Here is a 25,827-nt window from a genome sequence, read left to right as displayed (position 1 = left end):
GGACCGACCAGTGTACGACTCGCGCGACCGAAGCGCGCGCTCCGTCACCGCGCGTTGAAGTACTTCGCCTCCGGGTGATGGATCACGATGGCGTCGGTGGACTGCTCGGGGTGGAGCTGGAACTCCTCCGAGAGCTTGACGCCGATGCGCTCCGGCTCCAGCAGCTCGGCGATCTTGGCGCGGTCCTCGAGGTCGGGGCAGGCCCCGTAGCCGAGGGAGAACCGTGCGCCGCGGTACCTGAGGGCGAACATGTCCTCGATCTCCGCCGGGTCCTCGCCCGCGAACCCGAGCTCGGCGCGGACCCGGGCGTGCCAGTACTCGGCGAGGGCCTCGGCGAGCTGGACGGACAGGCCGTGGAGTTCGAGGTAGTCGCGGTACGAGTCGGACGCGAAGAGCTTGGCGGTCGCGTCCCCGATCTTCGAGCCGACGGTGACGACCTGGAGGCCGACGACATCGGTCTCGCCGGACTCCTCGGGGCGGAAGAAGTCGGCAAGGCACAGCCGGCGGCCGCGGCGCTGGCGCGGGAACGTGAAGCGGGTGCGCTCGTTGCCCTGCTCGTCGAGGACGATCAGGTCGTCGCCCTTGGACACGCAGGGGAAGTAGCCGTGGACCACGGCCGCCTCCAGCAGGTTCTGCGTGTGCAGCTGGTCGAGCCAGCCCCGCAGCCGCGGGCGGCCCTCGGTCTCCACCAGCTCCTCGTAGGACGGCCCGTCGCCGGTGCGGGCCTGCTTGAGGCCCCACTGGCCCTTGAACAGCGCCCCCTCGTCCAGCCAGGAGGCGTACTCCTTGAGCTGGATGCCCTTGACGACCCGCGTGCCCCAGAACGGGGGCTCCGGCACCGGGTTGTCGGTGGCGACGTCGGAACGCACCGCACCCTGCTCCTCCGGCCGCTCCTCGACGACCGCGGTGGCGGTGCTCCGTACCCGGCGCTGCTTCAGCTCGGGCAGCGCGGCACCGGGGACGCCGCGCTTGACCGCGATGAGCGCGTCCATGAGGCGGAGGCCCTCGAAGGCGTCGCGGGCGTAGCGGACTTCGCCCTCGTAGATCTCGTGGAGGTCCTGTTCGACGTAGGCGCGGGTGAGCGCGGCGCCGCCGAGGATGACGGGGTAGTCGGCGGCCAGCTTGCGCTGGTTCAGCTCCTCCAGGTTCTCCTTCATGATCACAGTGGACTTCACCAGGAGTCCGGACATGCCGATCACATCGGCCCGGTGCTCCGCGGCGGCCTCCAGGATCGCCGAGACCGGCTGCTTGATGCCCAGGTTGACGACGTTGTAGCCGTTGTTGGACAGGATGATGTCCACCAGGTTCTTGCCGATGTCGTGGACGTCGCCGCGGACGGTGGCCAGCACGATCGTGCCCTTGCCCTCGGCGTCCGACTTCTCCATGTGCGGTTCCAGATAGGCCACCGCCGACTTCATCACCTCGGCCGACTGCAGCACGAACGGCAGCTGCATCTGACCCGAGCCGAACAGCTCCCCGACGACCTTCATGCCGTCCAGCAGCGTGTCGTTGACGATGTCGAGCGCCGGGCGGTCCTGGAGTGCCTCGTCCAGGTCCGGCTCCAGGCCGTTCTTCTCGCCGTCGATGATGCGCCGCTTCAGACGCTCCTCCAGCGGGAGGGCGGCCAGTTCCTCGGCCTTGCCCGCCTTCAGGGACTTCGCCGTCGCCCCCTCGAACAGCTCCATCAGCTTCTGCAGGGGGTCGTAGCCCTCGGCACGGCGGTCGTGGATCAGGTCCAGTGCCGTGGCGACCTGCTCCTCCTCGAAGCGGGCGATCGGCAGGATCTTGCTCGCGTGCACGATCGCCGAGTCCAGGCCGGCCTTGACGCACTCGTCGAGGAAGACCGAGTTGAGCAGGATCCGCGCGGCCGGGTTCAGGCCGAAGGAGATGTTCGACAGGCCGAGGGTCGTCTGCACGTCGGGGTGCCGGCGCTTGAGCTCGCGGATCGCCTCGATGGTGGCGACGCCGTCCTTGCGGGACTCCTCCTGACCGGTGCAGATGGTGAACGTCAGGGTGTCGACGAGGATGTCCGACTCGCGGATCCCCCAGTTCGAGGTGAGGTCCTCGATCAGCCGCTCGGCGATCTCCACCTTCTTCTCGGCCGTGCGGGCCTGGCCCTCCTCGTCGATCGTCAGCGCGATCAGCGCGGCGCCGTGCTCCCGGGCCAGCGCGGTGACCTTGGCGAACCGCGACTCGGGCCCGTCGCCGTCCTCGTAGTTCACCGAGTTGATCACCGCCCGGCCACCCAGCTTCTCCAGACCGGCGCGGATCACCTCCACCTCGGTGGAGTCCAGGACGATCGGCAGCGTCGAAGCGGTGGCGAACCGGCCCGCCAGCTCCTCCATGTCCGCCACGCCGTCCCGGCCGACGTAGTCGACGCACAGGTCGAGCATGTGCGCGCCCTCGCGGATCTGGTCCCGGGCCATCTCCACACAGTCGTCCCAGCGGCCCTCCAGCATGGCCTCGCGGAACTTCTTCGACCCGTTCGCGTTCGTCCGCTCCCCGATCGCCAGGTAGGAGGTGTCCTGCCGGAACGGCACGGTCTGGTACAGCGACGCGGCGCCCGGCTCCGGACGCGGGCGGCGCTCGCCCGGGGTGAGGTCCCGCACCCGCTCCACGACCTGTCGCAGGTGCTCCGGAGTCGTCCCGCAGCAGCCACCCACCAGGGAGAGCCCGTACTCCCGCACGAACGTCTCCTGTGCGTCCGCCAGCTCCGGGGCGGTCAGCGGGTAGTGCGCGCCGTTCTTGCCCAGGACCGGCAGACCCGCGTTCGGCATGCAGGACAGCGGGACGCGCGCATGCCGGGCGAGGTAGCGCAGGTGCTCGCTCATCTCCGCCGGGCCGGTGGCGCAGTTCAGACCGATCATGTCGATGCCCAGCGGCTCCAGCGCGGTCAGCGCCGCACCGATCTCCGAGCCGAGCAGCATCGTGCCCGTCGTCTCGACCGTGACCGAGCAGATCAACGGCACCGTGAAGCCGGCCGCGTCCATCGCCCGGCGGGCGCCCAGGACGGACGCCTTCGTCTGCAGCAGGTCCTGCGTCGTCTCCACCAGCAGCGCATCCGCCCCGCCCGCGATCAGCCCCTCCGCGTTCCGCTGGTAGGCGTCGCGCAGGGTGACGTACGGGGCGTGGCCCAGGGTCGGCAGTTTCGTCCCCGGACCCATCGACCCCAGCACCCACCGCTGCCGTCCCGAGGACGCCGTGAACTCGTCCGCGGCCTCGCGGGCGATCCGGGCACCGGCCTCGGACAGCTCGAACACGCGCTCGGGGATGTCGTACTCACCCAGCGCGGCGAAGTTGGCGCCGAAGGTGTTCGTCTCCACACAGTCCACACCCACCTCGAAATAGGCGGAGTGGACCGAACGGACGATGTCCGGGCGGGTCACGTTCAGAATCTCGTTGCAGCCCTCGAGATCCTGGAAGTCGTCGAGGGTGGGGTCCTGCGCCTGGAGCATCGTGCCCATCGCGCCGTCGGCGACCACCACGCGGGTCGCCAGCGCGCGGCGCAGGGCGTCCGCTCGGGTACGGCTGTCGTGGGACGTACTGCTGGCTGCGGAAGTCGGGCTGTCGGCGGAAGGGGTCGGCAACGAGGCCATGAAGGTGCTCCCTGAAGTGCGACGGCTGTCGGCTTTGCGGCTCCCCTTGGAAGGCGCACCCGGCCAGCGTAGCCGGGCCGGGCGCGACACGGTGGAGCGGTCCAGGAGGTGGACTCCGTGTGTCCCTGGTGATGACCGGGTGAGCGTGGTGTTGCCACACTGTTCCGGCAGTAACACCGATTCGGCATCGGCCGATAGTGTTCAGCATTGTCGAACGAGGTTGGGTAGAAGGGCCGGGACGATGGCGAAGAACATCCAGTCACTGGAACGAGCGGCGGCGATGCTGCGCCTGCTCGCGGGTGGCGAGCGCCGTCTCGGCCTGTCGGACATCGCCTCCTCCCTCGATCTGGCCAAGGGCACCGCCCACGGCATCCTGCGCACCCTCCAGGCGGAGGGGTTCGTCGAGCAGGACCCGGCGTCCGGGCGCTACCAACTCGGCGCGGAGCTGCTGCGGCTCGGCAACAGCTACCTGGACGTCCACGAACTGCGGGCCCGCGCACTGGTCTGGACGGACGACCTGGCCCGTTCCAGCGGCGAGAGCGTCCACCTGGGCGTACTGCACCAGCAGGGCGTCCTGATCGTCCACCACGTCTTCCGCCCCGACGACAGCCGCCAGGTACTGGAGGTGGGCGCGATGCAGCCGCTGCACTCCACGGCCCTGGGCAAGGTGCTCTCCGCGTACGACCCCGTCGCCCACAGCGAGGTCCTCGAGCTCGACCGGGAGGCGTTCACCCCGCGCACCGTGACCGCCCTGCGGGCCTTCGAGGGCGAGCTCGACCTGACCAGGGCACGGGGCTGGGCCTCCGACGTGGAGGAGACCTGGGAGGGGGTGGCGGCGGTGGCCGCGCCCATCCACGACCGCCGGCGGATGCCGGTCGGCGCGATCGCCATCACCGGCGCGGTGGAACGGGTGTGCGACGACGGCAAGGAGCTGCGGGCCGAGCTGGTCGCCGCGGTACGGGACTGCGCCCGCGCCGTCTCCCGGGACCTGGGCGCCGGCCGCTTCTGACCGGCCGGCCCGGCCCGCCCCGCGGCCGGACGCGCCCCCTCGACCCGGCCGGCGCTCCCCGCCTCCCCCGCATCGCCCCGGCCGGCCCTTCGCCGTCGCCCTCGGCGTCGTCCCCCCGTCGTCCCCCGTCGCCCTCCCCCGCCGTCGTCGGCCGCGGTACGAGGCGCCGCGCCCAGTCGCAGGGCGCCCGCCCCCCGCCCGGAGCGGCCCGGCCGCCGCACGGCCGGCCCCCCACTCCCGGCGCCCCGCCGCACCCCGCACGTCCCATGCCCGACCGCCCCTCGCGGCCGGACGGATACGGCCGGAAGGGCCGACGGATCCGGCCCGCCCCCCTCCCGCACCGTTCCCCACCGGTGCCGCGCCGGCTTCCCGACCGGCCGAGATCCCTCACAGCGGGCGATTTCGCCCTTCCGGGCGCACCATCGATAACGAAACGGTTTTCGGCCACACAACCCTTGACGCCGTGTTAACCAGAGGACAAAACTGCCGTGCATCGGTCGGCATTGTCGAACACCTACCGGCAATACGCGCTAGAGTGTGGCAACGCCAAGGGCCGGTATCGCTCTCACCCCGAGGGCGCGAACCACGGAGGGACCCGTTGGTTCGCCTTCCCCTGGACGAAGGACAAAGGAGTCGCGGGTGTCCAGCTCCGACATCTTCATCGGCGAGATCATTGGTACCGCCGTACTCATCCTGCTCGGCGCCGGCGTGGTCGCCGCCGTCGTACTGAAGCGCTCAAAGGCACAGGGCGCCGGCTGGGTCGCCATCGCCTTCGGGTGGGGCTTCGCGGTCATGACCGCGGTCTACATCGCGGGCCCCCTCTCCGGTGCGCACCTCAACCCCGCAGTCACGCTGGGTATCGCGATCACCAGCGGTGACTGGAGCAACGTCCCCGTGCAGATGGCGGGCGAGCTCATAGGCGCCATGGTCGGCGCGTTCCTGGCCTGGGTCACGTACTACGGCCAGTTCAAGGCCCATCTGGAAGACCCGGAGCTCGTGCCTCCGCCGCTCGAGGAGGGCCTGGTCGACGAGAGGTCCGCCCCGAAGGCCGGCCCCGTGCTCGGCATCTTCTCGACCGGTCCGGAGATCCGGAACGTCTGGCAGAACCTGGCCAGCGAGATCATCGGCACGCTCGTACTGGTGCTGGCCGTGCTCACCATGGGTCTCAACGACAGTGGAAAGGGCCTCGGCGTCCTCGGCGGACTGATCGTCGCCCTCGTGGTCGTCAGCATCGGCTTCTCCCTCGGCGGTCCTACCGGGTACGCCATCAACCCGGCCCGCGACCTCGGCCCGCGCATCGTGCACGCCCTGCTCCCGCTGCGGAACAAGGGCGGCTCCGACTGGGGGTACTCATGGATCCCCGTGGTGGGCCCCATGATCGGTGCCGCCATCGCCGCGGGCATCTACCAGATCGCCTTCGCCTGAGCCGTACGTCTCTTCCTCAGACTTCCAGGAGCACACCGTGACCGACGCACACACCGCCGGCCCGTTCATCGCGGCCATCGACCAGGGCACCACCTCGTCCCGCTGCATCGTCTTCGACAAGGACGGACGGATCGTCTCCGTCGACCAGAAGGAGCACGAGCAGATCTTCCCGAAGCCGGGCTGGGTCGAGCACAACGCGACCGAGATCTGGAACAACGTCCAGGAGGTCGTCGCCGGGGCCATCGAGAAGGGCGGCATCACGGCCGCCGACGTCAAGGCCATCGGCATCACCAACCAGCGCGAGACCACGCTGCTCTGGGACAAGAACACCGGTGAGCCCGTCCACAACGCCATCGTCTGGCAGGACACCCGCACCGACGCGCTCTGCAGGGAACTCGGGCGCAACGTCGGCCAGGACCGGTTCCGCCGTGAGACCGGTCTTCCGCTGGCGAGCTACTTCTCCGGCCCGAAGGTCCGCTGGATGCTCGACAACATCGACGGCCTGCGCGAGCGTGCCGAGCGGGGCGACATCCTCTTCGGGACCATGGACTCCTGGGTCATCTGGAACCTGACCGGGGGCGTCAACGGCGGCCACCACGTCACCGACGTCACCAACGCCTCGCGCACCATGCTGATGAACCTGCACACCATGGAGTGGGACGAGAAGATCGCCCAGTCCATGCAGGTGCCGATGGAGGTCCTCCCGGAGATCCGCTCCTCCGCCGAGGTGTACGGAGAGGTCAAGGAGGGCGTCCTGGCGGGCGTCCCGGTCGCCTCGGCGCTGGGCGACCAGCAGGCCGCGCTCTTCGGCCAGACGTGCTTCTCCGAGGGTGAGGCGAAGTCCACCTACGGCACCGGCACGTTCCTGCTGATGAACACCGGCAGCAAGATCATCAACTCCTACTCCGGTCTGGTCACGACCGTCGGTTACAAGATCGGCGACGAGGCGCCCGTGTACTCGCTCGAGGGCTCCATCGCCGTCACCGGCGCCCTCGTGCAGTGGATGCGCGACCAGATGGGCCTCATCAACAGCGCGCCCGAGATCGAGACGCTCGCCGCGTCCGTCGAGGACAACGGCGGCGCCTACATCGTCCCGGCGTTCTCCGGTCTGTTCGCCCCGTACTGGCGCTCGGACGCCCGCGGTGTGATCGCCGGCCTCACCCGGTACGTCACCAAGGCGCACATCGCGCGCGCCGTGCTCGAGGCCACGGCCTGGCAGACGCGCGAGATCACGGACGCCATGACCAAGGACTCCGGTGTCGAGCTGACCTCCCTGAAGGTCGACGGCGGAATGACCTCCAACAACCTGCTGATGCAGACCCTCTCGGACTTCCTGGACGTGCCCGTGGTGCGTCCGATGGTGGCCGAGACCACCTGCCTCGGCGCCGCCTACGCCGCCGGCCTGGCCGTCGGCTTCTGGCCGGACACCGACGCGCTCCGCGCCAACTGGCGCCGGGCCGCCGAGTGGACCCCCCACATGGACGCTGCCCAGCGTGATCACGAGTACAAGTACTGGCTCAAGGCCGTCGAGCGGACCATGGGCTGGCTCGAGCACGACGAGAGCTGACGAGGAGCAATCGAGAATGACCACCCTGCAGAGCGTCCCCTCGCTGGGGACGCACCCGGCCTCCGGTTCCCTCCCGAGCCGCGCCGAGACGAGGGAGCAGCTTGCGAAGGCGACCTACGACCTCCTGGTGATAGGCGGCGGCATCCTGGGCATCTCCACGGCCTGGCACGCCGCGCAGGCCGGGCTGCGGGTGGCCCTGGTGGAGGCCGGCGACTTCGCCGGCGCCACCTCCTCCGCTTCCTCCAAACTGCTCCACGGCGGTCTGCGCTATCTGCAGACCGGCGCCGTGAAGCTGGTGGCGGAGAACCACTTCGAGCGCCGCGCCCTCTCCCGGGAGGTGGCGCCCCATCTCTCCAACCCGCTGACCTTCTACCTGCCCGTCTACAAGGGCGGACCGCACGGAGCGGCCAAGCTCGGCGCGGGAGTCTTCGCCTACTCGGCGCTCTCCGCGTTCGGCGACGGCGTCGGACACGTCATATCGCCCGCCAAGGCCCAGCGTGACGTGCCCGAGCTGCGCACGGAGAACCTGAAGGCCGTGGCCGTCTACGGCGACGACCAGATGAACGACGCCCGCATGGCGCTCATGGCGGTCCGCGCGGCCGCCGAGTCGGGTACGGTCGTCCTCAACCACGCCGAGGTCACCGGACTCCGCTTCACCAAGGGCCGGGTCACCGGCGCCGAGCTCAGGGACCGCACGGACGGCACCGAGTTCGGTGTCACCGCCCGGCTGGTCCTCAACGCGACCGGCCCGTGGGTGGACCACCTGCGCAGGATGGAGGACCCGGACGCGGCGCCCTCGATCCGGCTCTCCAAGGGCGCGCACCTGGTCCTCAAGCGCACCTCCCCCTGGAAGGCCGCGCTGGCCACCCCGATCGACAAGTACCGCATCACCTTCGCCCTCCCCTGGGAGGACATGCTGCTGCTCGGCACGACCGACGAGGAGTTCGAGGGCGACCCGGCGGACGTCGCGGTCAACGAGAAGGACATCGCCCAGATCCTCGACGAGGCCGCCTTCTCCATCCGCGACCAGCAGCTGTCGCGCGATCTGATCACCTATTCCTTCGCCGGCCTCCGGGTGCTGCCGGGCGGACCCGGCGACACCTCCAAGGCCAAGCGGGAGACCGTGGTCACCGAGGGCCGCGGCGGCATGCTGTCGGTGGCCGGCGGCAAGTGGACGACGTTCCGCCACATCGGCCGCACGGTGCTGAACAAGCTCGCCGAGCTTCCGGGGCGTCCGCTCGCCGACGACATGGAGCCGATCTCGGACCTGCCGAAGAAGCTCCCGCTGCCCGGCATCGCCAACCCGCGCGCCGTCGCGCACCGGCTGCTGGTGGACGCCCCGGCGCCCGGGCCCCGGATGTCGGCGGACACCGCTCGCCACCTCGCCACGCACTACGGCTCGCTGTCCTTCGACATCGCCCGGCTGGCGAACGAGAACCCCGACCTGGCGGAGCGGATCCACCCGGACGCCCCGGAGATCTGGGCCCAGGTCGTGTGGGCGCGCGACCACGAGTGGGCCGAGACGGCGGACGACGTGCTGCGGCGACGCACCACGCTGACGATCCGCGGCCTCGCCACCGACGAGGTCCGGGGGAAGGTCGAGGACCTGCTGCACAAGCGGGCCTGAGACGGGACCGTAGCGGGCACGGTCCGTACGACGAGGGCGGCTCCATGCGGAGCCGCCCTCGTTGTACGCTCAGTCATCGGATGACTCCCGGCGCGAGGGGAAGCCATGGCTGTCACCGACGATGCCATCGAGAAGATCAAGGGGATGATCGTCTCCGGTGCGCTGCGGCCCGGCGACCGGCTGCCCAAGGAGAGCGAACTCGCCGCCGAACTCGGCCTGTCGAGGAACTCGCTCCGCGAGGCGGTCCGCGCGCTTTCGCTGATACGCGTCCTCGACGTGCGCCAGGGCGACGGCACGTACGTGACCAGCCTGGACCCCCAACTGCTGCTCGAGGCGCTGGGTTTCGTCGTGGACTTCCACCGCGACGACACGGCCCTGGAGCTCCTGGCCGTGCGCCGGATCCTGGAGCCGGCGGCGACGGCGATGGCGGCGTCCGCCATCGGCGAAGAGGAACTCGACCGGCTCACCGCGCAGCTCGACGCCCTCGGTCCGGAGCCCTCGGTGGAGGAACTGGTCCGCGCCGACCGGGAGTTCCACCGCGGGATCGTGCGGGCCTCCGGCAACACCGTGCTCTGCTCCCTGCTGGACGGGCTCTCCGGGCCGGTCGCCCGGGACCGGGTGTGGCGGGCCCTCACCCGGGGGGACGCGGTCGACCGTACGCTCCACGAGCACCGGGCGATCCTCGCGGCGCTGCGCGACCGGGACGCCGAGGCGGCCCGGTCCTGGGCGACGGTGCACATCGCGGGCGCGGAGCGGTGGCTCAGGTCCGCGCTCTGACCGGACCGCATCCGACGCGGCGGGCGCCCGGGCCCGGACCGCAGGCCGGGACACCGGGCCGGCCGGCGCCCGCGGACGGCGGGCCGGTGGAGGGCGGGGCCCCGGCGGCGGCCCGGGTCGTACCGCCGCGCACCGCGCGCCGGTCCCGTGGCGGCCCGTTGCCCGCCGCCGCCCGCCTCGACCGGCCCTGTCTCCCCCGCGTGCGGAACGGGGGGATCACCGGCGGGGCGACGGCGATCGCTCCGCTCGGGATCCGTCGACGGCCCTCGGAGCCCGTGCCGTCGCCGTGGGTCGCCCGTCCTCGGAGGCGACACGCGGGCCCGCGGCACGGGCCCGCCTGAGCAGCGCTGCGCGACGGGTGGTCCGGGCCGCATGCGGGAGGAGAATCCGGGTACCCCTGGTGCCACGTGGTGTCCCCGGTGGACCACGGCGGGTCCGTGACGTGTTCGTGGAGGTGGTCGACGTACTCGACGCAACGGGCGGCAGGTGGCAGGCCGGCCGATCCGGCCGTGCCACGATCGATTTCCAGCCGTTGTACGTCCTCGTGGCCGGCGCCGGCCGTCGGCTCGCTCTGCCCGGATCCGGCGGCGACGGCCCCTTCCGCACTCACGGCCTCGCACACCGTCGGACGTCGGACCTCCCGGGCGTCCGACGGAAGGCGTCGTGGCGAGCCGGAGGTCCGGGTCCACCTCCTCTGATCGCGGTGACGGCTCGGCCGGCTCTCCGGCCGGAACTGCCGTTCTTCCGGCCTGCGCCGCCGCCGTACGGAAGTTCACCCTGCCGTGCACGGGGACTGCGGGCGGGCGCCCCCGAAGCCGTAAGGTTGGGGCGTACGAGAGGGAACGTCGGAAGGAGGCCTGGGTGATCGAGCTCGAGGGGGTTCCCGAGCTGATCGACCCGGTCATGGTGGCCGCGTTCGAGGGCTGGAACGACGCCGGCGACGCCGCGTCCACCGCGGTCGCGCACCTGGACCGCGAGTGGAAGGGCGAGGTGTTCGCGGCGCTCGACGCCGAGGACTACTACGACTTCCAGGTCAACCGTCCCACGGTGTGGCTGGACGGCGGGGTGCGGAAGATCACCTGGCCCACGACACGGCTCTCCGTGGTGCGGGTCGGCGGGGAGAAGCCCCGCGATCTGGTGCTGGTCCGCGGGATCGAGCCGTCGATGCGCTGGCGCTCGTTCTGCAACGAGTTGCTGGGCTTCGCCCACGAACTGGGCGTCGAGATGGTGGTGATCCTGGGCGCGCTGCTCGGCGACACCCCGCACACGCGGCCCGTACCGGTGAGCGGTGTCACCTCGGATCCGGATCTGGCCAGGACGATGGACCTGGAGGAGACCCGCTACGAGGGCCCGACCGGCATCGTCGGCATCCTCCAGGAGGCCTGCACCCACGCCGGGGTCCCGGCCGTGTCGCTGTGGGCCGCCGTGCCGCACTACGTCTCCCAGCCGCCGAACCCGAAGGCGACACTGGCGCTGCTGAACCGGCTCGAGGACCTCATCGACCTCCGCATCCCGCTCGGCGAACTGGCCGAGGACGCACGGGCCTGGCAGCTCGGCGTGGACCAACTCGCCTCCGAGGACAGCGAGGTGGCGGAGTACGTGCAGACGCTGGAGGAGGCCAGGGACACCGCCGAACTGCCCGAGGCGTCCGGCGAGGCCATCGCCCGGGAGTTCGAGCGCTATCTGCGCCGTCGTGACGGCGGCCCCGGGCAGGGGCCGGGCGGTCATGCCACGGAGGCCGGGGACGGCTCGTACCTGCGGGACACCGCGGGCGGACGGACGAAGCCGCCGAAGCCGCAGCGCGCCGAGCACGGGACGGACGGGTCCGAGGACGACGACTCCGCGAGGGACGGGTCGTCCGGCTCCACCGGGCCGTCGGGTCCTCCTCCCGAGTCCCCCGAGTCCCCCGAGTCGCCCGATTCCCCGGAGTCCTCGGAGGACTGACGCCTCGGAAGCTCCGCCGAGGCTCCTGGTGGCGACGTACGCAGCGCGCGGGCGGGTGGTGCCGAAAACCGGCCACCCGCTCGCGCGTTCCCGTTCCGGTCCGGCCGTCCCGCCGGCACCGCCGGACTCACGCGGACCCGTCAGCCGCAGCGGAAGCGGGCCGCCGCCGTCCGGACCGCGTGGTCACCGGACGCGGAGCCGTCGGTGTTCCCCGCTGTGCCGGCGCCCGGTGCCTGCCCCGCCGCTGCGGAGGACACGGCACCGGGGACGGACGGCCCCGGCGCCGTGTCCTCCGGGTCCGATTCCGCCGACTCCGCTGCGCCGTGGACGGAAAACGGTCGCCTCCCGGTCGCCTCCCGGACCCTCACGGGTCCGGGAGGCGACCGGTCCACCGGGGCGGTTCCCCGGCTCGTGTCCGGATTACAGGGCGACACCCAGCAGGGCGTCCACGGCGCGCGACACCAGGCCGGGCGCACCCTCGTCCGCACCGCCCTCGGCGCGCTGGGCCTCGGCCCAGCGGTCCACGGCGGCGAGCGCCGCCGGAGCGTCCAGGTCGTCGGCCAGGGCGGCACGGATCTCCTCGACGAGCGCGTCGGCTGAGGGCCCGTCGGGCCGGGAGACCGCCGCGCGCCAGCGGCCGACGCGGTCCACGGCCTCCTGGAGGACCTCGTCGGTCCACTCCCAGTCGGCACGGTAGTGGTGCGCCAGCAGCGCCAGCCGGATGGCGGCCGGGTCCACGCCGTCACGGCGCAGCGCGGAGACGAAGACGAGGTTGCCCTTGGACTTGGACATCTTCTCGCCGTGCAGGGCGACCATGCCGGCGTGCACATAGGCCTGGGCGAACGGGTGCTCACCGGTGAGGACCTGGGCGTGCGAGGCGCCCATCTCGTGGTGCGGGAAGGCGAGATCGGAGCCGCCTCCCTGCACGTCGAAGCCCATGCCGAGATGGTCGAGGGCGATGGCCACGCACTCGATGTGCCACCCGGGCCGGCCGCGCCCGAGGCTGCCGCCGTCCCAGCTCGGCTCCCCGTCCCGGGCGGCCATCCACAGCATCGGGTCGAGCGGGTTCTTCTTGCCGGCGCGGTCGGGGTCGCCGCCGCGCTCCGCGGACAGCGCGCGCATCGCCTCCGCGTCGTAGTGCGACACCCCGCCGAAGTGGGGGTCGGACTCGACGGAGAAGTAGACGTCGCCGTCGAGTTCGTACGCGGCACCCGCGTCGCGGAGCCGCTCGACGAGCGGAACGATTCCCGGGATGGCCTCGACGGCGCCGATGTAGTGCCTCGGGGGCAGCATCCGCAGCGCGGTCATGTCCTCGCGGAACAGGGCGGTCTCCCGCTCCGCGAGCTCGGTCCAGTCCTGGCCGTCGCGCTGGGCGCGCTCCAGCAGCGGGTCGTCCACGTCGGTGACGTTCTGGACGTAGTGAACCTGCCGCTTGGTGTCGAGCCACACGCGCTGGACGAGGTCGAACGCGTTGTAGGTCGCCGCGTGACCGATGTGGGTCGCGTCGTACGGGGTGATGCCGCAGACGTAGATACGGGCGACGGGACCGGGGGCGAGGGTGACGCGGCCGCCGGTCGCGGTGTCGTGGATCCGGAGGTCGCGGCCCTTGCCGGGCAGGGCGGGGACCTCGGAAGCGGGCCAGGCATGCATGTCATGAGCGTAACCGGATGCATGTTCCGGATACGAACCGGACGCCCTCTCTCGGCCGGTTGGGCGCTCTTGCGCCTGCCCCTGCCGTGGGGGTAACGGCAGCAGTGGGCCGGTGCCCCGGCCCTCCCGGGCGCACCGGCACTCGGACGGGCCGGGCGCACCGGCGCCCGGGCCGACGCGTGGCATCGGCCACTCGGCCGCCCGCGCCGCGTCGCGCACGCGGCCGGACGCGTGACGACGGCATCCGGGAGAGCCGTGCCGGGCCGGCCCGGGTGTCCTGGTCCCACCCGTGGGGGTCCCGGCCCGCCACGCGGGTGCTACACGGGCGGCCAGGGGATCGCGGGCCAGTTGCCCGCCGGCTGCGGGTGGCGGGCGCCGGTGCGCAGCGCCCTTACCCTGCCCCGCAGGGCGGCCGTCTCGCCCCGGGTGATCAGCTCGGACAGCCGCCCGGCCAGTGGTGACCCCTCGTCCAGGGATGCGTCCAGGTCCTCCAGGACGGACAGGGCCTCCTCCGTCAGCGGCTCCCCCGCCCAGCCCCACAGCAGGGTCCTCAGCCGGTCCTCCACGTGGAACGTGACACCGTGGTCGATCGCGTACAGGCGTCCGTCCGGAGCGGGGAGCAGATGCCCGCCCTTGCGGTCGCCGTTGTTGATGACCGCGTCGAGCACGGCCAGCCGGCGCAACCGGGGGTCGTCCGCGTGCACCAGGAGCGCCGTGCGCCCCTCCCCCACCTCCGCGAGGCCGACCGCCTTCCAGCCGTCCTCCGGTTCGTCGCCGTCGACGAGGGCGAGGAGGGACTGCTCCGGATCGGCCTCGATCCACAGCTGGCACATGCCCTCACCGTACGGACCGTCACGGAGCACGGTGGGTGGCACCAGCCCCCATCCGGTGGCCTCGGACAGCTCGTACGCGGCCACCTCGCGCCGGGCCAGCGTGCCGTCGGGGAAGTCCCACAGCGGGCGCTCGCCGGCGACGGGCTTGTAGACGCAGTGCGCCTCCCGGCCGTCGAGGGCCACGGTGCAGTACAGCGCGGCGTTGGACGCCTCGCGGATACGGCCGCGCACGGTGATCCCGCCCCGGGTGAGGAGTTCCAGGTGCCCGTCGTGCGCGGTCACGCTCCGCGGCGGTATCCGTTCTGGCGCGGGCATACGTGTCCCTCCGGGTCGAGCGGCAGGCTGCACAGCGGGCACGGCGGCCGGCCCGCGTTGACGACGTCCAGCGCGCGCTTGGCGAAGGCCCTCGCCTGCGCGCCGGACAGCCGCACGCGCAACATCGGCGGACCGTTCTCCTCGTCCTGCAACAGCCGTTCCTCGGCCTCCGCGAGGTCCTCCTCGGAGTCCGCGTCCAGCTCCACCAGGGCCTGGGCCTCGACGATCATGCGCTGTTCCTCGCCGTCCCAGGCCAGCGCCATCGTCCCGACCCGGAACTCCTCCTCGACGGGCGCGTCCAGCGGCGCCGTGTCGGCGATGTCCGTGGGGGCGACGGCGGGGACGGGGGCGTTGCCCCCGGTGCGCCGCACCACCTCGTCGAGCAGCTCGTCGATCCGCTCGGCGAGCGCGGCCACCTGGGTCTTCTCCAGGGCGACGCTGGTCACCCGCCCCCCTGCGGAAGCCTGCAGGAAGAACGTACGACGTCCAGGCAGCCCGACCGTGCCGGCCACGAAACGCTCCGGCGGGTCGTACAGGAACACCTGACGGGTCACGTCCTGCTCCCTTGGATTCAGAGGATCTTCGGTGCCGGAAGCGGGCTTCCGGGGTTCGGCCCGTCCACCCTACTGCGCCCGGCGATCACGGTGCGCCCGCGCCGCCGCCGACCACCGCCGACCCGTCCGCCCCGCCCTCACGGGGCTCGTTCACGTTCTCGCGCGGCCGGAGGGAGTCCAGGTCACCCGTGTCGCCGAGCCTCAGCAGGAACGGCCGCAGACGGGTGTAGCGGATCGCCGTCACCGAGCACGGTTCGACGTGGATCCGCTGGAAGAGGTCGAGGTGCATGCCGAGGGCGTCCGCCACGACGGACTTGATGACGTCGCCGTGGGAGCACATCACGTACACGGCGTCCTCGCCGTGCTCCCGCTCGATCCGGGCGTTCCAGTCACGCACCGCGTCGACGGCCCGGCCCTGCATGGCCCGCATCGACTCGCCGCCGGGGAAGGCGGCCGTGGACGGGTGCCGCTGGACGACCTCCATCAACGGCTCCCCGGCGAGTTCCGTCAGCTTGCGGCCGGACCACTCTCCGTAGTGGCACTCGCCGATCCGCTCGTCGCCGTGGAGCGGGAGGCCCGGCCGTGCGTCGAGCAGCGGCTGCAGGGTCTCCCGGCAGCGCTGCAGCGGACTGGTGACGGCGGCCGCGAGGGGCAGCCCGGCGAGCCGCGCGGGCAGGGCGGACGCCTGCGCGGTGCCGCGCTCGTCGAGGGCGATGCCCGGCGTCCAGCCGGCGAGCACCCCCGCGGTGTTGGCGGTGGACCGTCCGTGGCGTACGAGGATCAGCGTGGCCATGCCGGCCAGCCTAGGACGTGTTCGGGGAGCCCGGGTGGTGCGTCGCTCGCCGGGCGGCTCGTCCGGCGTTCCCTCCGCGCGAGGTGAGCGGTGCGCCCGACGGTTCGCGCCGCCGAGGTGCGCGCGGGGCGCGGGGGCGGCAGAATGCGCGCCGTGATCGTGGACTGCGCCATCTACCGGGACGGCCGCCGGACCGAGGGCCCCGAGGACCTCTCCGACGCGCTCGCACTGGCCCGTACGTCCGGGAACACGTTCCTGTGGATCGGGCTGCACGAGCCGAACGAAGAGGAGTTCGACCGTGTCAGCAGTGAGTTCGGGCTGCACCCGCTGGCGGTCGAGGACGCCCTCAAGGCCCATCAGCGGCCCAAGCTGGAGATCTACGACGACTCGCTGTTCGTGGTCCTCAAGCCCGTCGTGTACGAGCCGGAGTCGGACACGGTCAGTGCCGACGAGGTGATGGTCTTCGTCGGCGACTGCTTCGTCGTGACGGTGCGGCACGGCGAGGCAGCGCCCCTCGGGGCGGTGCGACGGAGGCTGGAGGCCGACCCGGACGTCCTGCGACACGGGCCGACGACCGTGCTGTACGCCGTCAGCGACGCGGTCGTGGACCGCTACATCGAGGTGGCCGCCGAGCTCCAGGTGGATCTGGAGGAGCTGGAGGCCGCCGTCTTCGCTCCCGCCGGCGACACCCGGCACACGGCTGCCAAGATCTACGGCTTCAAGCGGCAGGTGCTCGAGTTCCGGCGGGCGACCGGGCCGCTGGCCGCGCCGATGGCCAAGCTCGCCGGTGCGTCGGTGCCTTTCGTGGACGAGCACTCCCAGCCGTTCTTCCGCGACGTCAACGACCATCTGACGCGTGCCAACGAGCAGGTGGACGGACTGGACCGGCTGTTGTCCGACGTGCTGTCCGCCCACCTCGCGCAGACGGGCGTGCGGCAGAACGACGACATGCGCAAGATCTCCGCCTGGGCCGCCATGGCGGCGGTGCCGACGCTGGTCGCCGGCGTCTACGGGATGAACTTCGAGCACATGCCCGAGCTGACCTGGAAGTGGGGCTATCCGGCCGCGATCGCCCTGATGGTCCTCGTGGTGTACGGGCTGCACCGGCTCTTCAAGCGCCGCGGCTGGCTCTGACGACCGTCCCGCGATCCCGCGGGACAGCCCTCGGGTGCGCTGCCCGGTGCGCCCGCGCCCGTGGTGGCCCGGCGGCTCTCGCACGCGGACGGCCCGGAACGACGTGCGGACGGCCGGCGCGGAGCGCCGCGAGGTCACCGGCATCGGCTCCATGCCCTGCCGGGCCTCAGACGACGGGGGCCGTGGTCGCGGGACCGCCGAGGGCGTCGCGGCGCTCCGGCATCCTGAGCGTGACCATGCGCCGCCAGCCGCCGGCGCGCTCGAAGGCGTACATCGCGTGGATACCGCCGGCGAGCACCGCCGACTTGGCTCTGGGCCAGTTCAGGATCCGCCCCATGTGGGACATGACCGCGAGGCTGACGTCCCGGTGGACGGCGATCTCGGTGAGGGCGCACTCGCGCAGCGTGCCCTGGATGGCGCGGCCGTGCCCGGCGCGGGCGAGGCGGAGCAGTTCCTCGTGGCAGTAGGCGAGGTGGTTGTCCTCGTCGTTGCAGATCTGCTTCACGGCCCTGCCCACCTCGGGGTGGTCGCCGAAGAACCTCACCAGCATGTCCATCTGGTCGGCGGCGCGCTGCTCGGTGACCCGGCTGTGCGAGAGGTAGACGACGATGTCCCGCTCGGTGAGCCGTTCGTCGCGGCGCAGCTTCTCGTGGGCCAGTCCGATCCCCTGCTGCTCCAGGAGCATCGTGTAGTCGGTCTCGGGCGGGACGTCGACCGGGTCCAGGCCCCGCTTCTTGAGCAGGGCGTTGAAGATCCGGCCGTGCTTGTCCTCGTCCGCGCCGTGCCGGGTGATCTTCGGCGCGAGCGCCCGCATGGAGTCGGGCACGAGCGCGGCGATACGGCCGTTCTCCCAGCCGCCCTGGGCCTCGCCGCTGGCCGCGATCGAACAGAAGAGCTGGTACGAATCGTCGTTCTCGAGGATTTCCTGGAAAAGGCTTCGGGCCGAGAGCATCACTGCCACCTCCGTGAGGCACCCCGTGGGCGACGGGCGTCCGCAGAGAACGAGTCAAATGCGGACCGGACCGACAGGCAACAGGTGAGCGGGGCGACTCCGCCGAAAGAAGGAGTACAGGGGCATACCGGACCTCGGCAGGTGGAAGGGCGTCGCCCGCCGGAGGCGCCCGGCGGGCGCGGACCGGTGGCGACCACGCCCGACGCCGGAATCTCGCCGATGCACCGCGTCCGGGGCGTGACCGAGGACGGGGTGAGACGTTAGACCTCGTGACGGCCGTGGCGGGGATGACCCCGAGCCCCCACCACGGCCGCAGGCATGTCCGGCGCCGCCCGCGGCGGACGGCTGGTGACCGGCGGCCTCCGGCCGGAGGGAGGGCCGGCCACGGTTCGGGCCGTGCACCGCCGGGCGGGTCCGGCCCGCCCGGCGGCCCGTTACGCGAGTCCGGCGCGCTCCAGGGCCTCGGTACCGACCCGCAGGGCGGTCAGCCGCTCGTCCAGGGTGAAGCCGGCCGGGGCGAGGGTCAGGGTGGTCACGCCGGCGGCGGCGTAGGCCCGCATGCGGTCCGCGATCCGGTCGACGGTGCCCAGCAGGGCGGTGGAGTCGATCAGCTCGTGCGGCACGGCCGCCGCCGCGCCGGCCTTGTCCCCGGAGAGGTACTTGTCCTGGATCTCCACGGCTTCCTTCTCGTAGCCCATGCGCTGGGCCAGCTGGTTGTAGAAGTTCTGCTTGCGGCTGCCCATCCCGCCGACGTAGAGCGCCGTGTACGGGCGGAACGTGTCGGCGAGGGCCCGGACGTCGTCACCGACCGCGAGCGGCACCGTGGGGCAGACGTCGAAGCCGTCCATCGTCTTCCCGACCTTCTCGCGGCCCGCGCGGATGTACCGGAGCGCGGTGTCCTCGAGGTGCTCGGCCGAGGGGAAGATCAGCAGCGCGCCGTCGGCGATCTCGCCTGTCTGCTCCAGGTTCTTGGGACCGATGGCGGCGATGTACAGCGGGATGCGCTCGCGCTCGGGGTGGACGGTGAGCTTGATGGGCTTGCCCGGACCGCCGGGGAGCGGGAGCGTCCAGTGCTCGCCTTCGTACGTCAGGCGCTCGCGGGTCATCGCCTTGCGGACGATCTCGACGTACTCGCGGGTGCGGGCGAGGGGCTTGTCGAACTTGACGCCGTACCAGCCCTCCGACACCTGCGGCCCCGAGACGCCGAGGCCGAGGCGGAACCGGCCGCCGGAGAGCGAGTCCAGGGTGGCGGCGGTCATCGCCGTCATCGCCGGCTGGCGGGCGGGGATCTGGAGGATCGCGGAGCCCACGTCGATGCTCTCGGTCTGGGCGGCGACCCAGGAGAGGACCGTCGGCGCGTCGGAGCCGTACGCTTCGGCGGCCCAGCAGACGTCGTAGCCGAGGCGGTCCGCCTCCTGGGCGACGGCGAGGTTGTCGCCGTCCATGCCCGCGCCCCAGTAGCCGAGGTTGATGCCCAGCCGCATACCGCTCCCCTTACCGCTCCGTGTGCTTCGGATGTCCGATTTACCGACGAGTAACGTCCTTGTCGCGGACTCTAGCGCGGGTGACGGCGTCACGTCAGGGGTGGCCCGGTGACGGCTTCGCGGGCGAGTTGTCCACAGGGTCGCTCCGGGTGGGGCCGTGGCCAGTAATCTCGCGCCCATGGAGCAGAGGCAACTCGGCCGTACCGGCCTGCGCGTGTCCCGGATCGGGCTCGGCACCCTCACATGGGGGCGGGACACCGGCGAGCACGACGCTGCCGACCAGTTGAAGGTCTTCTGGGACGCGGGCGGCACGCTGGTCGACACGGCGGACGTGTACGGCGGCGGCGAGGCGGAGTACCTGCTCGGGCAGCTGGTGGAACGGCTGGTGCCGCGGCGCGAACTGGTCATCGCCACGAAGGCCGGCAGCGTGCTCGACCCCACGCGGCGGTTCGACGGCTCGCGCGGTCATCTGCTGACGGCCCTGGACGCCTCGCTGGAGCGACTGGGCACCGACCACGTGGACCTGTGGCAGGTCCACGGCTTCGACCCGCACACACCGCTGGAGGAAACGCTCCAGGCGCTCGACATCGCGGTGAGCAGCGGCCGCGCGCGCTACGCGGGGGTGTCGGGCTTCTGCGGCTGGCAGCTGGCGAAGGCCGCCACGTGGCAGCTCGCCGTGCCGGGCACACGGACCCGTCTCGCCGGCACGCAGATGGAGTACTCGCTGCTGCAGCGCGGCGTCGAGCGGGAGGTGCTGCCCGCGGCGCGGGACCTCGGCGTGGGGCTGCTGCCGTCGTCCCCGCTCGGCCGCGGTGTGCTCACGGGCAAGTACCGGCACGCGACGCCCGCGGACTCGCGCGGGGCGTCGGAGCAGCTGGCCCCCTTCGTGGAGCCGTACCTGGACGAGTCGGCGACGCGCATCGTGGACGCGGTCGTCACGGCCGCGGACGGACTTGCGACGACTCCGCTCGAAGTGGCGCTGGCCTGGGTCCGCGACCGGCCGGGCGTGGTGGCGCCGATCGTCGGTGCCCGCAACGCGCAGCAGCTCACGCAGGCGTTGTCAGTGGAGGGTCTTAGTCTTCCTGACGAGATCTGCCGGGCGCTGGACGACGTTTCGGCGCCCGTGCACCGCTATCCCGACCAGGACTGGAGCACGCTGTGACTGCGCTTCCCGGGGCGAGCCCCGGCACCCCCGCCGAGGATCCCGCGTCCGAGGACCCCGCGTCCGGGGACTCCGGTCCGGGCACGCCCGTCACCGCGGAACGGCGCCGTGCCGGGACGGAGCCGGACCAGGCGCCCGGTGCCGGGGCGGCCGGGGGGGCCGGGCCTCAGCCGGGCGGGGCGGCGGACGGCGCAGGAACCGCTGAGGGCTCCTCCGCCGAGGAGTCCTCCGGGGCCGGGAGCGCCGTCGCCGGCGAGGCCGCCGACGACGCCGCCGGGGTCTCCGAGGCCCAGGCGGAGCTGGCCGCGCAGCGGGAGCTGCGGTCACGGATCGAGAAGCGCAAGGCCGAGAAGGCCGGGCCGATCGCGGCCGGCGGGAAGCTGAGCGGTACCGCGGCCGATCTTCTGGCGGCGGTGCGGGCCGTGGAGAGCGGCGCGAAGCCGTCGGGCACGTTCTCCGAGGCATCCGCCGCGCCGAGGCGGCCGGCTCCGACGTCGGTGGCCGGGCAGGGGCGACCGAGGGTGCCGGCGCCCGAGCCCGCACGTCCGCAGGTCGACCCGGGCACGGTGGCGGCCGTTCTGGAGGTACTGGTGTCGGGCGGCGCGCCGGGGGGCCTGGCCGCACGGGTCGCCGGCGTACTCGGTGAGCGGGCGGCCGACGCCCTTCGGGAGGACCCCTGGCGGCTGCTGGCGGTGCCCGGGGTGCGGCCGGAGGAGGCGGACGGTTTCGCCCGGGCCCTGCTGGGCGCGGAGTGCCGGCCGGACGACGGCCGGCGGGCCGCGGCACTGGTCGGCCGGATGCTGGAGCGTGCCGCGCTCCGGGGGCACACGGCTCTGGACTCCGCGGCGGTGCGTACGGCGCTCGCCGGACAGTCGGTGCCGGACCCGGACGAGGCGTTGCAGCACGCCATCGCCGAGGGCGTCGTGCTCGTCTTCCAGGACGGCGTCGAGGACGTGGGACCGGAGGAGGCCGAGGGTCCCGAAGGGCCCGGGGATCACGGGGCGTCGGAGTCCCGTGAGGACTCCGGGCCACCGGCACCGGTGCCGGTCCTGCTCGGCCTCGACCGGTACGCCCTGGCGGAGGAGAGCCTCGCCGACGGTCTGGCCCGGCTGGTCAGGACCGCGCAGCCGGCGTCCTGGGAGGAGGCCGCCGGGGCCGCGGGGACACCGTCGGCCTCGGAGCTGGTCCGCGCCGCCGCCGGGCACGGCCTGGTCGCGCACACGGGCGGCGAGACGGCCCGCACCGAGCCGGCCGCGCTGGTGGAGGCCGCCCGCGCCCTCGGTCTGCGGGCGGTCGCCGCCGCACACAGCGAGAACGGCCGGCGCGGGCTGGGGGCCGACGCGGTCACCGTGCGGGGGCTGCTCTCCGGCACCGAGGGCCCCGGCCGGGACGAGGACGGGACGCTGGCCGTGGATCTGCTCGCGGTCCTCGACGCGCCGCAGCTCGACGTCGAGACCGCCGCGGTGCTGGTGGAGTCCCTGCCGGACGGTTGCCGGCTGGTGCTGAGCGGGGACCCGAACGTGCTGTGGTCGGCGGGCGCGGGTCGGGTGTTCGCCGATGTACTGGCCGCCCGGGTGTGCCCGGTCGTCGCCTCCCGCACGCCCGATCCCGGGCCACTGGGCGAGCTGGTCTCCGGGATCGGCGTCGGCGAACTCACCCGGGTCGAGGCCCCCGGCAAGGAGGTCGTGATCGTTCCGGTGCGGGACGCGGGCGAGGCCGTGCACCGTACGGTCCAACTGGTCGCCGACTCGGTCCCGAGGGCGATCGGGGTGCCGTCGGCCGATACCCAGGTCATCACGGTCGGCCACGGAGGCTCCGCGGGCACGAGGGCGCTCAACGCCGCCCTGAAGGAGCGGTTCAACCCCGGTCCCGGCCGATTCGGCGGTTTCGACCCGGCCGATCGCGTCGCCTACGCCCCGGCCCCCGGGCGGACCCTGACCGGCACGGTGGTCTCGGCGGACGCGGAAGGGCTGCGCCTCGACTGCGAGGGCACCGCCGTCCTCGTCCCCAAGGACCTGGTGGAGTCGACGCTCCGGCACGGCTGGGCGCTCACGGCGCACCAGGCGGCCGGAATGCGCTGGCCGGCGGTCGTCGTGGTGCTGCCGGGGGACGCGGCACAGGGCCTCAGCCGCCCCTGGGTCTACACGGCGTTCAGCCGCGGTGAGCGCCATCTGTCCGTGGTCCACGGAGTGGAGCAGGCCCTGCCGCGCGCGGTGGCCGAGATCCCGTCCGAGGACCGGACGACCCGGCTGCGCCCGCTTCTGGAAAGCCTGCTCGCGCCGGGCGCCGAGGCCGTCGGCGCCTGAGCGGACTCGGCGCTCCGACGCGGCGCGATTCGGAGCGGCGCCCCGGCGAAAGCGCTCACCCAGGTGCGAGCGACCGCCCCGCCGGGCACCGCCGCGCCACGGAGCGGCGCCCGGGCGCAAGTGTCCCCACCCCGGGCGCCACCGCGCGGTGCCACGATGCCCCGTCCCGAACGCGAACGGCACCCCCACGGCCCCCTGCGCGGTGCCTCTCGCGGCCGGGCGCGGCATGACGGCGCCCGGGTGAGCCCCGGCCGGCGGCCGAGCACCGCCGTGAACGGCCTCGCCGGAGCGCCGGAAAGGGGACGTGGCACCAGAACCGCGGGTGCCCACGGACGGCCCGATCGCCGCCCCGGCATCCGCCCGCGTCGCACGGCGCGACGAGGCCCCGCGTGGAGACGCACGATCTCCGCGCGGGGCCCCGCGCCGCGCGCCGGGCGGTTCCGCTCACGCGGAGTGGAGGTCGTCCAGGTCCTCCTCGTCGAAGACGGAGCTGACGTCGAAGCGGCAGACGACGCGCTCCGGGTCCGCCTGGTCGAAGGGCGTGCTGAGCCACTCGCCGGGCTCGGGGAGTTCGTCGGCGGCGGAGACCCACAGGGTGGAGTCACCCTCCTCCAGACCGAACTCCTTGTGCCGCGACGCGATCTCGTCCGGCTCGAACTCGCCGAACAGCACGCCCAGCGCGGCATGCACACTCGCCCCCACGACGGCCGCGGATGCGTCGTCCGCGGTCTCGTCCCGGTCGAGATCCGCGACCCGCTGGGCCTGTGCGAGCAGCCGCTGAGGCTCCACGACGGCGTAGTCGCGGCGGATGAGAACACTCAGCGCGTTCGGTTCGTCCGGTCCCGTGTACGGCGGCATCGAGTCGTCCGCGCCTGGGATCTCGAAGGGAGTGACTTCGTCATAGCGGTCGTACAGCCGCTCGTCGTACGCCTCGGCCGCGGCGGCCAGGGCGTTGAAGGCCGCGTGGACCGCCGGGTCGTCCTCTCCCGTGCGGCGTTCGACCGCTTCCAGGTGGCGGTCCAGCGCGGCTTTGACCGCCTCGGCGGCGGCGCGGACCTCGGCAGCCGTGGGCTGCGCAGGAGCGGATGCATCAGACATAGTGCAGACGCTATCCGTACTCGGCCCGTGCCCGCACAATAGATGCGATGCCGGAATACGAATTTGTCGACGTGTACGTGCCTCGCGGGGTCTCCCGCAAGGAAGCCACCCGTCTGCTGACCGACCATGCCGAATACGGACACTGGGAGTTGGACAGGCTGACTCTCCTCCGTGACGGCAGCCGCCGCGTGCGGCTCCGCCGTCGCATCATCCGTCAGGTGCGCGCCACTTGGTGAGCGTCTGCCGCACGAAGGACGGAGCGGGCCCGCGGTCGCGGGCCCGCTCCGTCGTGTCATCGCACCATCACACGGAGGCACGGGCCTTGCGGTAGAGGAGGGCTCCGCCGAGCAGCAGGCCGGCGGCCGCTGATGCCCCCAGACCGACCGTGCCGGCCCCGGTCCGGGCGAGCTCCTCGGTGGCCTTGGGCGGTGTGACGGTGTTGGCACCCGGCGCGTTCGGAGCGGTGGGCTCGACCGGCGTGCCCGGCTCACCCGGCTGGACGGGCGTCCCGGGCTCATTCGGCTCCCCGGGCTCACCAGGTTCACCGGGCTCGTTCGGCTCCCCCGGCTCACCGGGCTCCCCCGGCTCACCGGGCTCTCCCGGGTCACCAGGTTCACCAGGTTCACCGGGCTCACCGGGCTCCCCCGGCTCTCCCGGGTTTCCGCCGCCGTCGCCGTTGCCGCACTCGTTCCCGAACGCGCCGTTGCCGAGGCCGCCGATCGTCACGCTGTTGCCGCAGGCGTTCACGGGCACGTGGACGGGCACCTGGACGGTGTTGCCGGAGCCGACGCCGGGGGAGTTCGACGTGGCCCCCTCGGCGTGGGCCCCGTCGTCCCCGTCGTCCTCCGAGGTGTTGGCACAGCCGTTGCCGAACGCGGGGTTCAGCGCGCCGATGACGTTGACGGTGTTGCCGCAGACGTTGACCGGGACGTGGACCGGCACCTGGACCGTGTTCCCGGAGAGCACGCCCGGGGAGTCGGAGGCGCCGCCGTGGGCCCCCGCGCCGCCGTGCGCGTGTGCGTAGCCGCCGCCGAGGACGAGCACGCCGCCCGCGGCCGCCACGGTGATCAGGCCCTTGCGCGTGACCTGTCGCATAGCTGGTTCCTGCCTTCTGACTTCCGGACTGCCCCGGGCACGGTGCCCGGGAGCGGGGTGAATGCGGGCGGCCCCGGAGTGCACGGCGTGCACTCCGGGGCCGCCGGGTCAATCCCTCACAGGGGCGAGACGCAACGTCAGTCGTTGACGCAGACGTTGCCGAAGGCCGGGTTCAGCAGACCGATCACGGAGATCGTGTTGCCACAGACGTTCACCGGCACGTGGACGGGCACCTGCACGACGTTGCCCGAAAGCACGCCGGGGGAGTTCACGGCGGCGCCCTGGGCACCCGAATCGGCGACGGCCATGCCCGCACCCGCGAGAACCAGACCACCAGTGGCAGCCGCAGCAGCGACGACCTTCTTGATCATTATTCCTCCTAGTTGGCAATGCGATCCCAACTGCGGACCGCACACCTGTAACGAGGAGGGGCTAATGGGGCTACTAGCGTATGAGCCCATTCACCCTTTTCAGTCAAGTACGCACGCGCGGACGAATGTCGCCGC

Annotated in this window: 20 protein-coding genes; 10 read left to right on the top strand and 10 right to left on the bottom strand. The window is 72.6% G+C overall.

Annotated elements, in window-relative coordinates; translation table 11 throughout:
• Nucleotides 1–44 precede the first annotated feature (44 nt).
• Nucleotides 45–3,596: a methionine synthase gene (gene metH / locus O7595_RS27570; RefSeq protein WP_269731301.1), complete on the bottom strand. Its 3,552-nt coding sequence runs from the start codon at nt 3,594–3,596 to the stop codon at nt 45–47.
• A 241-nt stretch (nt 3,597–3,837) separates the two neighbouring features.
• Between metH and O7595_RS27565 the strand changes: the two genes are divergently transcribed.
• From O7595_RS27565 to O7595_RS27540, 6 genes are all read left to right on the top strand, one after another.
• On the top strand, nt 3,838–4,605 hold the full coding sequence (locus O7595_RS27565; protein ID WP_269731300.1) for an IclR family transcriptional regulator: 768 nt from the start codon (nt 3,838–3,840) through the stop codon (nt 4,603–4,605).
• Nucleotides 4,606–5,244: 639 nt separating this feature from the next.
• A complete protein-coding gene (locus O7595_RS27560) occupies nt 5,245–6,030 on the top strand; it encodes an MIP/aquaporin family protein (protein WP_269731299.1) in 786 nt (261 codons plus the stop codon).
• Between the two features lie 37 nt (nt 6,031–6,067).
• Entirely contained in the window at nt 6,068–7,597 is a 1,530-nt protein-coding gene (glpK, locus tag O7595_RS27555) for a glycerol kinase GlpK (protein ID WP_269731298.1), read from the top strand.
• 16 nt (nt 7,598–7,613) lie between these two features.
• Nucleotides 7,614–9,224: a glycerol-3-phosphate dehydrogenase/oxidase gene (locus O7595_RS27550; RefSeq protein ID WP_269731297.1), complete on the top strand. Its 1,611-nt coding sequence runs from the start codon at nt 7,614–7,616 to the stop codon at nt 9,222–9,224.
• A 105-nt stretch (nt 9,225–9,329) separates the two neighbouring features.
• Complete coding sequence (locus tag O7595_RS27545) at nt 9,330–10,001, top strand: FadR/GntR family transcriptional regulator (protein ID WP_269731296.1); 672 nt, start codon at nt 9,330–9,332, stop codon at nt 9,999–10,001.
• Nucleotides 10,002–10,862: 861 nt separating this feature from the next.
• A complete protein-coding gene (locus O7595_RS27540) occupies nt 10,863–11,945 on the top strand; it encodes a PAC2 family protein (protein ID WP_269731295.1) in 1,083 nt (360 codons plus the stop codon).
• 420 nt (nt 11,946–12,365) lie between these two features.
• On the opposite strand, the gene mshC is transcribed toward O7595_RS27540, so the two are convergent.
• The 4 genes from mshC to O7595_RS27520 form a co-directional block, all read right to left on the bottom strand.
• On the bottom strand, nt 12,366–13,595 hold the full coding sequence (gene mshC / locus O7595_RS27535; protein ID WP_269731294.1) for a cysteine--1-D-myo-inosityl 2-amino-2-deoxy-alpha-D-glucopyranoside ligase: 1,230 nt from the start codon (nt 13,593–13,595) through the stop codon (nt 12,366–12,368).
• Between the two features lie 317 nt (nt 13,596–13,912).
• Nucleotides 13,913–14,743 carry an SCO1664 family protein gene (locus tag O7595_RS27530; protein ID WP_269731293.1) on the bottom strand — a complete coding sequence of 277 codons (831 nt, stop codon included), beginning with the start codon at nt 14,741–14,743 and terminating at the stop codon, nt 13,913–13,915.
• A complete protein-coding gene (locus O7595_RS27525) occupies nt 14,707–15,297 on the bottom strand; it encodes a DUF3090 domain-containing protein (protein ID WP_138056179.1) in 591 nt (196 codons plus the stop codon). The genes O7595_RS27530 and O7595_RS27525 overlap by 37 nt, the downstream gene beginning before the upstream one ends.
• Before the next feature lie 85 nt (nt 15,298–15,382).
• Complete coding sequence (locus O7595_RS27520) at nt 15,383–16,090, bottom strand: histidine phosphatase family protein (RefSeq protein ID WP_269731292.1); 708 nt, start codon at nt 16,088–16,090, stop codon at nt 15,383–15,385.
• Between the two features lie 144 nt (nt 16,091–16,234).
• Between O7595_RS27520 and corA the strand changes: the two genes are divergently transcribed.
• Nucleotides 16,235–17,224 carry a magnesium/cobalt transporter CorA gene (gene corA, locus O7595_RS27515; RefSeq protein WP_269732647.1) on the top strand — a complete coding sequence of 330 codons (990 nt, stop codon included), beginning with the start codon at nt 16,235–16,237 and terminating at the stop codon, nt 17,222–17,224.
• Between the two features lie 166 nt (nt 17,225–17,390).
• On the opposite strand, the gene O7595_RS27510 is transcribed toward corA, so the two are convergent.
• Both O7595_RS27510 and O7595_RS27505 read right to left on the bottom strand, forming a co-directional pair.
• Nucleotides 17,391–18,176, bottom strand: a complete 786-nt coding sequence (locus O7595_RS27510; protein ID WP_269731291.1) for a ferritin-like domain-containing protein — start codon at nt 18,174–18,176, stop codon at nt 17,391–17,393.
• 434 nt (nt 18,177–18,610) lie between these two features.
• Entirely contained in the window at nt 18,611–19,660 is a 1,050-nt protein-coding gene (locus O7595_RS27505) for an LLM class F420-dependent oxidoreductase (RefSeq protein ID WP_269731290.1), read from the bottom strand.
• 178 nt (nt 19,661–19,838) lie between these two features.
• On the opposite strand from O7595_RS27505, the gene O7595_RS27500 reads away from it, so the two are divergent.
• Both O7595_RS27500 and O7595_RS27495 read left to right on the top strand, forming a co-directional pair.
• Complete coding sequence (locus O7595_RS27500) at nt 19,839–20,822, top strand: aldo/keto reductase (RefSeq protein WP_269731289.1); 984 nt, start codon at nt 19,839–19,841, stop codon at nt 20,820–20,822.
• On the top strand, nt 20,819–23,128 hold the full coding sequence (locus O7595_RS27495) for a helix-hairpin-helix domain-containing protein (RefSeq protein ID WP_269731288.1): 2,310 nt from the start codon (nt 20,819–20,821) through the stop codon (nt 23,126–23,128). The genes O7595_RS27500 and O7595_RS27495 overlap by 4 nt, the downstream gene beginning before the upstream one ends.
• Nucleotides 23,129–23,572: 444 nt before the next feature.
• On the opposite strand, the gene O7595_RS27490 is transcribed toward O7595_RS27495, so the two are convergent.
• Entirely contained in the window at nt 23,573–24,226 is a 654-nt protein-coding gene (locus O7595_RS27490; RefSeq protein WP_269731287.1) for a hypothetical protein, read from the bottom strand.
• Nucleotides 24,227–24,273: 47 nt separating this feature from the next.
• Between O7595_RS27490 and O7595_RS27485 the strand changes: the two genes are divergently transcribed.
• Complete coding sequence (locus tag O7595_RS27485) at nt 24,274–24,462, top strand: DUF5703 family protein (protein ID WP_093657245.1); 189 nt, start codon at nt 24,274–24,276, stop codon at nt 24,460–24,462.
• Nucleotides 24,463–24,529: 67 nt separating this feature from the next.
• On the opposite strand, the gene O7595_RS27480 is transcribed toward O7595_RS27485, so the two are convergent.
• Together O7595_RS27480 and chpH are read right to left on the bottom strand one after the other, a co-directional pair.
• Nucleotides 24,530–25,321 (bottom strand): chaplin, encoded by a 792-nt coding sequence (locus tag O7595_RS27480; RefSeq protein WP_269731286.1) that lies wholly within the window; start codon nt 25,319–25,321, stop codon nt 24,530–24,532.
• A 137-nt stretch (nt 25,322–25,458) separates the two neighbouring features.
• Nucleotides 25,459–25,692, bottom strand: coding sequence for a chaplin ChpH (gene chpH, locus O7595_RS27475; RefSeq protein WP_093657249.1), 234 nt, complete (start codon nt 25,690–25,692; stop codon nt 25,459–25,461).
• Nucleotides 25,693–25,827 lie beyond the last annotated feature (135 nt).

Origin of the sequence: Streptomyces sp. WMMC940 (genome assembly GCF_027460265.1) — a bacterium.
Classification (GTDB): Bacteria; Actinomycetota; Actinomycetes; order Streptomycetales; family Streptomycetaceae; genus Streptomyces.
Note: the sequence above shows the minus strand (reverse complement) of the source record. Positions and strands in the feature narration are given on the sequence as shown.